General features: G+C 55.5%; 6 protein-coding genes. All 6 read right to left on the bottom strand.

Features of this window, described 5'->3' with window-relative positions; translation table 11 throughout:
* Complete coding sequence (gene pglZ, locus SynRS9907_RS08990) at positions 1–2,550, bottom strand: BREX-1 system phosphatase PglZ type A (protein ID WP_188020744.1); 2,550 nt, start codon at positions 2,548–2,550, stop codon at positions 1–3.
* 10 nt (positions 2,551–2,560) lie between these two features.
* Positions 2,561–6,136 (bottom strand): BREX-1 system adenine-specific DNA-methyltransferase PglX, encoded by a 3,576-nt coding sequence (gene pglX, locus SynRS9907_RS08985; RefSeq protein WP_188020743.1) that lies wholly within the window; start codon positions 6,134–6,136, stop codon positions 2,561–2,563.
* 50 nt (positions 6,137–6,186) lie between these two features.
* On the bottom strand, positions 6,187–7,668 hold the full coding sequence (locus tag SynRS9907_RS08980) for a DUF234 domain-containing protein (RefSeq protein WP_223157654.1): 1,482 nt from the start codon (positions 7,666–7,668) through the stop codon (positions 6,187–6,189).
* A gap of 67 nt (positions 7,669–7,735) precedes the next feature.
* A complete protein-coding gene (gene brxC, locus SynRS9907_RS08975) occupies positions 7,736–11,227 on the bottom strand; it encodes a BREX system P-loop protein BrxC (protein ID WP_188020741.1) in 3,492 nt (1,163 codons plus the stop codon).
* Complete coding sequence (locus SynRS9907_RS08970) at positions 11,224–11,838, bottom strand: DUF1788 domain-containing protein (RefSeq protein WP_188020740.1); 615 nt, start codon at positions 11,836–11,838, stop codon at positions 11,224–11,226. The genes brxC and SynRS9907_RS08970 overlap by 4 nt, the downstream gene beginning before the upstream one ends.
* Complete coding sequence (locus SynRS9907_RS08965) at positions 11,835–12,479, bottom strand: BrxA family protein (protein WP_188020739.1); 645 nt, start codon at positions 12,477–12,479, stop codon at positions 11,835–11,837. Before SynRS9907_RS08965 ends, SynRS9907_RS08970 begins: the two co-directional genes overlap by 4 nt.
* Positions 12,480–12,556: the final 77 nt, after the last annotated feature.

The raw sequence follows: 12,556 nt of genomic DNA, 5'->3' as shown, positions 1-12,556 counted from the left end.
TTATCCGAAGTCGTCGAAGTCGTTGCCGAAGGGCTGGAGCAGCTTCACCTCCCTAGTTTCGAGGCGAACAGGCGTCTGCACACCCTCCAGCACCCGATCGATTCTGAGCTCAAGCAGCTGGTTGTTGTAACCCCCAGCGGCATTGGAGAGCTTGAGGTCGATCAGTTGCTCCCGTTCTCGAGGCTCCACAGCAGTGGAATCCAGCCTCAGCGTGACTGGTTCACAAAGCAGCTCCTTCTCATTGGCCTTGGGAACAACGGTGATGCGCAGGGTGATGGGGAGGAAGCGCTTGGCTTCACAGGGTTCGTCTTGGAAGAGGCTGAACTTGAGCCGGGCTGTGGTGATCTTCTCGGGGACCCGCAACAGCTCCGCCTTCACCTCGCGGCTTTCGTCTTTGCGCTCTTTTTTGAGCGTGATCACCGGTACCACCACTTCTTGGAGTGAGGTGCCGCCGTGCACAAAGCGGTTGCCGGCGCCGGAGCGGGGGAAGCGATCCAAGCCCAGGGGGAACACTGCCTGCCAATCGCCCTCCAGCTTCAGCTGCTCTGCCGTGAACACCTTCTGGCCGGCTGCAGGTTCGATGCCTGAGCCAATGGCAAAGCGCTTTTTCTTAATCGTGAGTTCCTTGGCGTCGGGAAAGGCAGAACGGTCGTTGGCATCCACGGGCTCCTGTTGAAACAGAAAACCGTGGTCGGCCGTGATCACGGCTCTGTTGCCTTTGAGGCTGCTGATCTTGCGCAAGATCTGTTCGAGCTCCGCGAAGGCGTCTTCCACGGCTTTGCAGGTGTCGGCTTCGCTTTCGCGCTTGTCGCCAATGTGATCAATGCGGTTGTGATAGATCACGATCAAGTCGTGGTGCTTGGTGAGCTCAGCGCCGTCGGTGCTGGTGGCGAGGTTGAGGAAGTCTTCGGCCTGGATTGCGATGCCACGCTCCTTGGCGTAGGCCTTGAGGATTTTGTCGCGGTTGTCGGTGCCGCTGGCACTGCTTCCATCCACCGTTACTGGAGCATTGCTATCGGCGGTGTTGATGGCGCGCTTGTTTCCGGGCAGAAGTGATGCCATGCCCAGTTGGGTGTAAGAGGGCAGCACACCCAGCACGGCATCAACCTCGGCTTGCCAGCCTTTGCCGGATTGGGCCTTGAGGCGACCGGCAAAATCGCGAGCGGCCTCGTAGCGCAGGGCATCGGAGATCACCACAAACAGGCGCTTGACCTCTCTTGAGGAAAGAGGGGCATGCACATAACGCATGTGGAATTGCTGCTGAGCCGGCAGGGCCTCGCAACTCCAGCTGCTCATCTCAGTGACCCGATCACTCCAGTGGTTGGTGAGGGGCAGCAGCACGTTGTTGACGTACTGGTTCTCCATCCAGCTGCGCAGGGATTGCATCAGCTTTGGCTGGCCGTAGCTGCGCACGTGAAAGCTGAAACGGCGGTAGGCCTGATCGAGCTTCCACCAGCTGTTGCAGTAGCGCTTGAGCCCTTCATCAATGCTGGGCACCTGCAGATCGGCATTGGCCAGCAGGCTGCGGAACTGCAAGGCCTGCTTGATGGCGTGATAGCCGTGTTCGTGCTGTTCGAACCAGCAGGAGCTGCTGCGTTGGCGGATCGTCTCCAATAGTTCGCTATCGGTTGCCGTGGCGTGGAAGCGCTCCAGCAGGCGGCGAATGCAGAACTGCTCGATCAGTTGGTAGCTGTCGTCATCGCCTGGATCAAAGCCCTGAGGGGGATCCATTAAGAACGCTTCCACCTTCAGTTGATCAGCCAGGTGGTTGCTCCACTGCTCAAAGGCGGAGCGGTTCTTAACGCTGTCTTTCCACCAGCTGAGGAAGACGCGGGCGTGGCTTTCCAGATCGCCTTTGGGGGGGACACAGCTGGCGCTGCTGAACAGGGCAACGGCGAAGTCACGCAGGTTGGGTTGGGGATTGATGTAGCCGAACTTGCTGGCGACCGCTGCCCAGAAGTGTTCGGTGAGTTGATGCTTGCCGTAGAGCTCTTCAATCGGATCCTCGGCATCGGGATCGGTGGGATCGATCTGGGTGAAGGCATGCAGCAGCAGCAGATCAATCGAAGCGTCTTGCTTGGCCAAGATCGCCAGCATCTTGAGCCGCACGACCCGTTCGTCGTCGTTGGGGCGCAGCAGCTGCTTGAGCTTGGTGGTGCGCACCGGTGAGCGAAAGAACGCCTTGTGCTGCTGGGCGAGGTCTTTGAACTCAAGGGTGAGGCCGGCGTCTTCTAAATCGAGGGAGGCACGATCAGCCTTGAACTCATGGCCTGCCAGGAGCAGATCCAGGAGCCAGTTGTCGGCTTCTGCGGGCTTGGCCGCCGGGAAATAAAGCAGAAAGCGCTGATCCAACTCAGCACGGCTGATCTCCACCTTCAGCGAGAACTCGTTGCCGTTGACCTGTCGCTTCTCGACCCCTACAGGTACATAGCTTTCGTATTCGCTAGCCCACTCCGCCTCTGGGTCGAACCAGAACACCACGCGTTTGCGCGCTAGAGCCGTATTGAGGCTGTCGTGGATGCGGTTGGTGGAAAGCGGCGTACGGGTCATGGCGAGTTCCTCAATCCCCCTTGGCAGCCAGGCCCGGGATCTTGGCGAGCACCTCTTGGAGCTTGAGGTAGTTCACCTTCACGCCATCGTCGAGATCCAGTTCGATGCGCTGCTGAGCAAGGGGCATAAGAGCGTCTTGCTCCCAGGCCTGGCATTCCTTGAGCACTTTGGTGATCTTTTCGGCTTCCTTGCGGGCTGCAGTTTGTTCGCGCTTGGGCAGCGCGTCGTTGCTTTGATCCCGCTCTAACTGTTCTTGCCTTGCTTCCAGCTTTTGCAGGTAGGGCCTGAAGTAGTTGTTGAGCACCTGCAGCAATGTGTCTGGGGTGTAGCGGTGTAGGTAGATAAGGCAAGCGAAGCCCGCTTTAGGGCTTTGCACCATCCAGTAGATCGGCCGTTTTTTGTAGGTCTGCAGGTGATCCTTGTAGAAGTCTTTGCAGAAGTATTTGCGGATATCTTTGCCGATCGAGTCTTCAATGAAACGAAGATTTTCAGCAACGCTGCTTTCTGGGAAGGTGACCTTTAGGAACTCACGGGTGCGGGCAACGATGTCATCTTCAAACCATTCGCCATCAAGCACGGGAATGATTGCGTCGGCATCAGGCTTGAATTGAATCTCGTGGATTGTCTTACCGGTTTTTGCTTCATAGGCAGCGATCTGTTCGTCTTGATTGTTGCGTGAATCGGCAAGAATGAGGCCTGGATGATCAAGGCTATAGCGGCCCATCATGCAACCGGTGGCATAAGACAGAAGCTCAGCCATGGAGTCGCGCTGGAAGCGTTCCCATTTCTCTTCTTCTGTTGCATCACCTCCGTAGCGATAGGCAGGATTGATTGTGAGTGTAATTTGCTGGATTGCTACGCTTGGGTCAATCTCTTTTTCCAATGAAAAAGCATCAATGAATAAGCTATTATTTCTCTCCTCGAGGCGATTCATCTCTTCAATTCTGAGCTTGTTGGATGAGATCCAGGAAACGTAGCTGGCTTGAAGATTAAACTTGTGATTCGAGGCATTAAGGAGAGGTAGTGATTGAAAGTTCCAGGAGCGTTCATAGGTATCCCAGTCTTCTCTTGCCAATTTGACCAAATCCTTGACTGTGTTGTCTATGAGGCGCTTTCGCTCGTATACGTTATGCAATAGAATCGGAAGTGCAGAAACATTGCCTACTTGGAAGTTAAGAGTTGGATTCATCACCTTCATAAAGGAAAATGCTTGTTTAGAGCAGAGGAATCCCGTGACCCAATGATGATCATCAGCGGCTGGGAATGCAGATGATCCGCCAACATCGAATAGCGAGCCAGCATCCGAATGCCTGACTCCAAAGTATGATGAGCTTACAAAAGACCAAGTAACTGATGGTTGGAAATAGCAGCTAGGATTTCGAATAACTGAACGGGGCTTAAAGGCTTTGACCTCCAGGCCATCATTTTCCCAGTTGAGTAGATATTCATTATTTCCGAACCACTTTCTGAACTCGCCGCCCTTGTTGTATGGAAACCACTTTCGCGAACTTTCTGCTGCTTCATTGCTATTTTTAAAATCGAATCCGCACTTCGCCAGGCTCACCTCAGGCCAGGTGCGAATGAATCGCTCATTGTCTCCGGTTTGCATGCCAGCTGCAACATTCGTTAACTGACCAAGAGGTGTGCCCTCTTTAAAAATATGTCGAATGCTGTTAGTCGTCCAATAAGCGATTGGGGTACCAGCGACCTTTTCGAATTCTGATTGTGCAGCTTCAAAGAGCCAGCCGCACTCACGCTTTCTGATTGCATGCTTAGCACTAGCAGCCATCTCTTCGTCGCCACCTTTAAATTCAACAAGTCGTATGAAACTTGCTTTTGCTCCATCAATTCGCTTTTTGCTAAGTACATATGAACAAATCTGTACTGTTGCCCCCTTGAATCCAGTGAGTGGAAGCTCAATAAGACTTTCGAGTTCTTGGTTAGATAATAGATACTTCCTCAGTTTCTCATGAGAAGAAATATACATCCATACATTTGGGCACATAATTCCAATGCGTGCCATGTCTGAGCCCATTTCGGTGCAGCGGACGGTGAAGGCTGAAAACAGGTCAGATTTCGTATCGACATAACGATCTGAGAGAAAGGCCTTAATCTCTCCGTTGAGTGATTTGCCGCCCATGTATGGGGGATTCGCTACAACTGCGCTGTAGCGTCTTGACAGCAAATCAGCCTGTTTGAGTAGATCTTTCAAGTAATTAAGGGTGGCCGTTAGTGAAAAGTCTTTCTCTCTTCCTTCAAATTTATCTATTATTTTGCTTGATTGAGAAACAATCTCGCTGGGAATTTGAATCAGTGATCCAAATGTCCTAGACTTCTTGAAGTACGAATCTAATTCCGACAGGCAATTAACTTCTGAGCTGTTCTCGAGAGGATTAATTGACTCTAATAGGCTGCCAAGAGAGTGATTGGCGCTATTTTTAAATGCCATGATATTAAACTTGGGGTTGCGGTCAAGTAGTCTTCGGTCATCTGCTCGCCCCTTCATCGTCAGCGCAAACGTTGTAAGTTGAACCGCCCTTTTGTCAATGTCAAGCCCAAACAGATTCTTCTCAAAGATTAGCCTTGGAATTTCTCGTAGTTGATACCCCTGCTCCAAATAAATAGCCTTAAAAATTTCGTAGGCCTCTACCAAGATGTGCCCTGAGCCACAGGCTGGATCCATCAAGGTGAGTTCTTCTGGATTCAAGCTTGTTGGCGTGATTTCAGCCAGTTTTGCTTTCACCTCATCGGTCTGCTCAGCAGGCTCGATGTAGAACTCCATCTGTTCCCGCAGCGGGCTATCGGGATAGGTGGCCAACCACTGCGCGCCAATGGTGTTTTGCACCATGTACTTCACGATCCAATTGGGCGTGAAGAGCTGGGTTGCTGCAGGGATGTCTTCTGATTTGACGACCTTGCCGATGACTTCGTCTTTCTTCTCGGAGATATAGAACTGATAAAGCCACCCGATGATTTCGACGTCCTCGCAATCTGAATCAGAGATCGCACTGCGGAAGCTGCCAGCAATCGATCCTTCCGTCAGTAGATCATCGGGGAGCAGAAGTTCGGATGCATCATCCAATCCTTCAAACAGATCGGGCAGCAGGTTGTGATAACTGCGGCAGGCCGCCAGCACCAGTTCCCGGTACACCTCTCCTTGGGCATCACCACCGGGGATGGCCGTAGGGATCTGGCCATCCAGCAGTTGATTCAGCCGTTGCTCGTTGGTGAAGGTCTTGAGATCTTCCGGCAAGCTGCCCGAGCGCATCAACTTCAGCAGTTCCGGCTGGGTTTCACTGCCATCCGCTGGCATCAACACCTTGCAGCCAAACGGATGCCATCCCTTGGCATCCAAGTAGCGCAGCGCGCAGAGCCGGTTGAACCAGGTGTAAGCCACCCGCTCCAACAGTTGCTCGCGACTTTTCTCCTGCTCGTCTCGCAGTTCAGCGATTTGCTTGGCGTAGGTGCTGAGGGTGTCGGGCGTTTGGCTGTTCAGCAGCAGATCCAACTTGCGGCCCACCGCTTCCATCAGCTGCCGGCGCATCGCCGGAGCGAAGGTTTTTAGTGCAGCGGTGTTGACGGCCATGGGGTAGTGAACGCTGAGTGGGGCGAAGGATTAAGGGTCTGGGATCGGCTTTACGGGCTGTATTGGTTTGCTGCCCGGAGTAGGCCATCTGTGAGATCCCCTAACGATTGCGGGAGATATCCAGCTGCTTCGATGGCCCGTCGGTGTTCACTTGATAGGGATGGTGCGATAGCGACTTTTTCCACTTCCCAGTTTTTAAATTTGGGAAAGGCCTTGAGAAAGCGGGCAATGTGTCCATCAAAACGGCTGAGATCTTTGACAAGTGCGTCTTCTGATCGCTTGCAGCTGCCCAACCGGACCCTCTGCGTCGATTCATCGAGGGCCACGAGGTCGATCTCGGTATCTTTACTGTCCCACCAGCCCTCGATGCGTGAGCTCAGCTCAAAGTCGCCAATGCCGAGTCGGCTGCGCTCCTCATAGAGCTGACCCACCAGCCGCTCCAGGCCATGGCCTTCCGCTGTCATCAGTCGTTGATCAGCTTGCTCCACTAACCCCTTCAGTGGGCGAAAGTTGATGGCGGCTGTGGGCACCGCTAATGCATCCAACCAGCTCCGCAGGAAGTTATCGCGAATGGAGTAGTGCCCTTTTCGAGCTTTGTTGGGCTTGGCGAACACTGGCAACCGTTTATCGACCATTTCGTAGCGTTCCTCAAGTGTCTTGAGGTAGCCGCCCACCTGGGTGCTGTTCTTTGGGGTGACTGAATCCGCATGGGCCTGCAGCTCGGCATGGGTACAACCAGGGTGGCGGGCGACATACTTGAGAACTAGGTCGTATCGGCCCCGTAGCTCACGCAAGAACCAGTTGTCTGCTTCCGTGCGCAGCGGTGAGCTGCTGCTGAAGAACATCCTCTCCAATAAACGTTGTCGATCTGCGTTAATCACCCCCTGCTCGAAGCAGTCGCGGTAAAACTTCGGCACGCCCTCAAACAGATTCCAGAGAAATAGCAGGCGCTCCGGGGTGGTATCTGCATGGGCCTGCAGAAGCTCAAGTACTGAGGCAATGTCGAGGTGACCGAGGCTGATGGTGTCAGTGAGGCGTTGATACAGAGGTGCGCTGCGATCTTCCAGCAATGCCTGCATCTCGGTGTGGAGTGAACCCAAAACGATCAATCCACCCGAGACGTCTCGTGACGCCGCCAGGCGATCAACTTCTGATTGCAGTTCCGATGTGAACGGATAGAGAGACTTGCGGCTGAAGTACTGAAATTCATCGAGCGCAACGATCCAACCTTCCGCGCAGAGTTCACCAATTCGAACGGCCAATGAGCGCAGATCATGCGGCAAGCGTTCGCCAACCCCGAAGTTCTCCATGAAATCGCGTGCCGTGCTGACGACACCAGCCGGGTCTGAGTCGGGGATCTGGATGTAGAGCACTCGCTCCCGTTGCTCTGGCTGCAGCAGTTCCTGCACCAGCCTTGTCTTGCCAATGCGACGGCGCCCTGAGATCTGCAGGAAGAACCAGCGGCCTCGGTTGAGGACCTGCGCCAGTTCCGCACGTTCCCGCCTCCTTCCGTAGAAGCCCCATTCCGCCATATTGCTCATTACTTAATTCTTTTTAAGTTAGCTGGCTTGTCCAGTGCTGGCCTTTGTTTTGAGCTCATTAGAGGCTGATCCGGTGCCCCTGATTGAGCTCTGTCTCAGCAGCTGTGCGCAGTGCCTCCAGCCACTGCTCCAGCTCCTGGGCATTGGTGATCTGGCTGAGGTTGCAGGTGGGCTGCAGGCTCGAGGCTGGAACCACCTTGAATTCAGGTTTGTCATCGCCTCCGGCACCACCGCTTGGCGCTGCGAGTTTTGCAATCTGCGCCAACTGCTTCGGCTTGTCGCTGTCCCGGTAGCGGTTCAAGCGCAACGTCACTGCACTTGGTTTTGCTGCGTTTTGGAGGTCGGCCTTAGCAGCTGCGCAGGCTTGCAACACCTGGCCCTGTTGCTCAGGGGTGAGCGCTTGAAAGTCTTTACCCGCTTTGAGTTGGTTTTCCTGTTGTTCGAGGGAGGCTTCGGCGGCTTCGCGGGCCTGTTGAAGTTGCTCCTTGAGCTTTTGCTCCAGGGCGGTTTGGGCGCTGTTGGCTTTAGGGATCAAGCCGCCGGCATAGGGCGTTGAACTTTCCAGCAACTCGGTGATCGGTTGCAGTTGCTCGGCCGGCAGGCTGCTGAATTCATCGCTGTACTTCGCCGCAAAGGCTTTCACCGCGTCGTACACCTTTTTCTGGTTGCCGTTGAGGAATTGCTTCAGCGGCGTCAGCAGGTCTTCTTCCGCGTCCAGCCAGTCGTCTTTGAAGTCGTCGAGCTGGGTAAGCAGATAACTGTTCTCCTTTTCGGCCATCGCTTTGGCCTTCGTGGCCCACGGCTTCACAGCATCAAGGAAGGGATAAATCTCTGCCTGGGCCGCCATGGTGTTGAGATCTTGTAGTTCATCTTTCATTGCGCACCGGAAGGCCTCGCAGGTGCTGCGAGCCTCAGTGCCGCTGCTTTCACTTCCGAAAAGCTCACGGTGGAATTTCCTGAGAGCATTGATCTGGCTGGGTTCGTAGGCCTCCTGCTTGCGGATCGTTACGCCGCCCAGCTTGCGGCTGTTGCACAGCGCTTCGATCACTTCCCGATCGCTGAGCAGTTCCTTCTCCCGCAGTTCCAACTTGTTCAGACGGTACAGGCGAGCAATGAAGGTGAGCGTCGCCCACTGGCTCCAGCCGTAGGGGCGCCCTTCAAACTTGCGCACCAACGCTTCGGCGCTGAGCCGTTCACCACTGTTTTGGTTGCGGAACACCTCGGTGAGAACTGCGTCTTCCGCTTCTGAAAGCTGGATTGCTGAGCCCTCGAGGAGATCGTCTTGGTCTTCAATCACCTTGCTGATGGTGCTTTCGTTGAAGACCCCGCGGATCATCTTCAGGTTCGGATAGGCCGAGCGAATCAGCTCTTGGTAGGCCTTGCCAAAGCGTGTTTTGGGTTCTCCCTCGCCAACGGTGAGGGTTTGCCCGTTCACAATCAATTGGGCAGTGCGTAATTGCTCCTTGACGATCCCTTCAAGTGCATTGCGCCGATCTGTGTTCTGACGGCTACGGACAGCCAGGATCGATTCCAGCAATTCATCGTCGCTTCCGCTGTTCTTTTTGATGTAGAGATCAGTTTTGAGATAGCTGCGCAGTTGATTGAGCAAACTGTCTTGATTGGGCAGGATCGCCAACAGTTCCACCCCGCCCATGTTGTTGCCGAACAGCACCGCGTCGTTGCCGTAATTGCTGTGCTCAGGAGTAATCAGATTGATGGCAATAGCGGCATCTTTGCGTGACACCAAACCGTCATCAATTTTGTGGGCGATGGCGTAGTCGTTGTTGTTGTCTTGAAAGCGCACCTTGCCCGTCGAGCCAAGCACGTCGTCAAACACGATCCCGTGCAGTTGCTTCAGCACCTGGGAGTCGCCCACCTCCTCTCGTTTGATCTCCTGCTCCACATCTTTTTCCTTGTCGGTGAGGAACTCGTAGACCTCGCCGTTGCGTTGCAGGTAGCTCTGGCGCTCCAGGTTGATCAGGGCATCTTTGATTCCTTGCTCATGGCTGCGGATGTCGAAGTTGGGCTGATTGATCAGCAAGATGGCGATGTTGCGCGCCGTGCTCTTGAACTGCGGCACCCACTTGAGCAGGAACAGGGCTTTGAGGATGCGCAGCTCCAGATCGGAGACCTGGTTCTGGGCGGTCGCCATCGTCTGCTTTTTGTCGCCGCGCATCACCCCGCTGATGCCGTCGTAGAGCTGATCGAAGCTGGCCAACTGCCCCACCGGCAGTTCCTTGATCGCCTTGGCCACGTCTTGGAACACCGCGAGCATCGAACGTTCGCCGACGGATTGGCTTCGGCCTTCAAAAATGCTGTGGGACGCCAGGCTCTGGATCGATTCCTGGAAGAGAGCCAGTTGGTAGGGATGGAAGGGGTAGAGCCCGCAGAAGCTTTGGCAATCACTCCAGCCCTTCAGTTGGCGTGAGTCGTCGCTGAAGCGGAACAGGGTTTTGAAGTTCTCCTGCTCGCGCTCGTAGATCTCAATCAGTTGCGCGGGTTCCTCAGGGGTTTTCGCCAAAAGCCGCCGTTGGATTACCTCCTGAACATCAGCACTGGCAAGCGACAGCTTGGTTTTGAAGCGGCCCTGAATCTTGCTGAGGTCATCAGCCTGCTCAAATTTCACCTGCCCCAGCACCCCTTCCAGATCCGCCTGGGAGGTGATGAACACCGTGGCCCGGCCGTCTGTGGCGGTGGCCAGGCTTTCCACCACGGTTTGCAGATTGAGCAAGCGGCTGCGTTCCTGGCCGATGAACTGGCCGGCCTCATCCACAAAGAAGTTGAGCCGGAAACCGTCTTCCTGCTGATCGAGATACTCCCGCACTCGCTTGGCAAAGCCTTCAATTGAAAGGCGGTAGTTCTTTTTGGCGTCGTTGATCACTGTGATCGCGTCGTCTTCGCTGCCGCCGAAGTGCTCGGCATAGGCCTTGGCGAACTTGCGCTTGGTCACCGTGGCCACAGCATCACGGTCGTCACTCCACTGGCGATTGTTGACCCGGGCGTAGGTCTGCTGGAACGGTTCGAACTCGCCCCGGGTGGCCATGTCGTGCTCGAGCTGCGCCACATAGCCCTGGTTGCCGTAATAGCCCTGCAGCTCATTCAGCACCTTCATGAACACCTCCAGCACAGGGGCTTCATGGGTGCCACCGATGCCGTCGTATTTCTGATCGATGTTGAACAGCAGGCTGCGCGACGGGATCGCGGTGGCTTTCTTCAGATCCGCGCGCAGGATTTCGTCGTCAACCTTGGGCAGCAGGATGTCTGCAGGCCGTTGGTCTTCCACCTGCTTTTCGCTGTCGAGCATGAGCGAGAGCATCTTCAGCAGGTGCGACTTGCCAGAACCGAAGAAACCTGAGATCCAGACGCCATTGGCGGTGGGATTATTCAGGTAGGCATCGCTGAACACATTCAGCCCCTTCGCTACCTCGCGGGTGACGACGTATTCATCCAATTCGATCTGCAGATGGCGTTCGTCGTCGGCCTTGATCACGCCATCAATCGGCCGATCAACGGGTTTTTCGAACAGCTCTTGGATAGTGGTGGCGGTCATGGTTCGCTGCTGTCGAAGTAATCGAGGTTGGTGGCGCGGTAGTGGGGGTTTTCGATCTTGCTGAGGGTGCTGGTGCCAAAGAGCCGTAGATAGGAACCACCATCGGCGTCTTGTTTGTATTCACCGGGGAAAAAGATCACCACCGGGTGGCGCACCATCGCCGGTTGCAGGGCCTCAAGGATGGTGTGGGTGCGCAGGAAGGGGTACACCCGGCCTGATCCGGTGATCAGGCTCACCTGGCTGTCGTCTCCCAGGGCCTCCATCAACTTCGGCACCAGGGCGCTGGTGGGCTCAGCGACGTTTTGCAGGGTGTCGAACAGATCGCTCTTGCTCCAGTCGGGCTCTTCCTCCAACACCACATCCAGATAGCCCTTGGCGTCGAGCAACTCCAACACCAGCTCAAATAGATCCACGTGCTTCACCCGGATGCCCTGCTGGCGCAGCACCTGCTCCGTGCCATCCACCACCCGCCGCAGCTCATCGTCATCAGCGGGGTTGTAGGTCTGAATGAAGATCGGCACTTCCTTGGCGACGCCGCGCATTTCCAGGAATTCCGGCCGAAGCAGGATGTCTTGGAGGCGTTGATCGAGGCCTTTGACGCTGCTGCTCATCGCCTTGCCCTCCGCTGTGTCGGCTTCAGCAGAAACCCTGCCCGCAGATCGGGGTCATCGCCAATCAAAGCGAGAGCTTGAGGACTGAGGCTTGGGCGTTGCACCGTGCCGAGTTGGCCGGAGCGGTTGGCTTTGCCCTCCAGCAACCCTGCTTCGCGCAGCATCGAAAGAACAGTGGAGCGCACCTTCTTCTGGGAGCTCACCGACAGAGCCTGAAGTTCTGGGTGCTGCTGCTCGGAGGCCTCATAGAAGCCAGTCATGTCAGAGCGTCTGAGCAGGGCATCACTGCCTTCCAGTTTGTTCAGCAACAAATCGCGCGTTAGCTCCACGGTGAGATGAATTCGCTTCAGCACGGCCAGCCACGCCATGGCAAGGCGCTCATCGCTGGATCCTTCGGCCAAGAGCGTGAGTTGGTCGGAGTTGAGCAGTTGCAGGCGCTGACGCAGTTCTGTTTCAAGCCGTTTGGCGCTGGCGAGCGAGCGTGTTTGCAGCGCGTTGCGCTCCAGCACCAAGGCGCGCGTTTGTTTCCAGCTACCGGTTTCGCCATGCGTGCGGGCGATCACTGCTGCCAACTCAGGCTTGAGGCCGGCGGCGGTGAAGCTCAGGCAGTACCTTCCTGCCTCACGCACCGCCTTCGCCATTGCCCTCCTCACCCCCAACGGTTCCCAGCTTGGCAGTGGTGGATGGAGTGAAACACACTTGGTTCCAGTGATGCAGT

Origin of the sequence: Synechococcus sp. RS9907, assembly GCF_014279615.1 — a bacterium.
Classification (GTDB): Bacteria; Cyanobacteriota; Cyanobacteriia; order PCC-6307; family Cyanobiaceae; genus Parasynechococcus.
Note: the sequence above shows the minus strand (reverse complement) of the source record. Positions and strands in the feature narration are given on the sequence as shown.

Coding starts and splice junctions, on each gene's coding strand:
- pglZ (WP_188020744.1), bottom strand. CDS start 2,550: ATGACCCGTACGCCGCTTTCCACCAACCGCATCCACGACAGCCTCAAT.
- SynRS9907_RS08970 (WP_188020740.1), bottom strand. CDS start 11,838: ATGAGCAGCAGCGTCAAAGGCCTCGATCAACGCCTCCAAGACATCCTG.
- SynRS9907_RS08980 (WP_223157654.1), bottom strand. CDS start 7,668: ATGGCGGAATGGGGCTTCTACGGAAGGAGGCGGGAACGTGCGGAACTG.
- brxC (WP_188020741.1), bottom strand. CDS start 11,227: ATGACCGCCACCACTATCCAAGAGCTGTTCGAAAAACCCGTTGATCGG.
- SynRS9907_RS08965 (WP_188020739.1), bottom strand. CDS start 12,479: ATGGCGAAGGCGGTGCGTGAGGCAGGAAGGTACTGCCTGAGCTTCACC.
- pglX (WP_188020743.1), bottom strand. CDS start 6,136: ATGGCCGTCAACACCGCTGCACTAAAAACCTTCGCTCCGGCGATGCGC.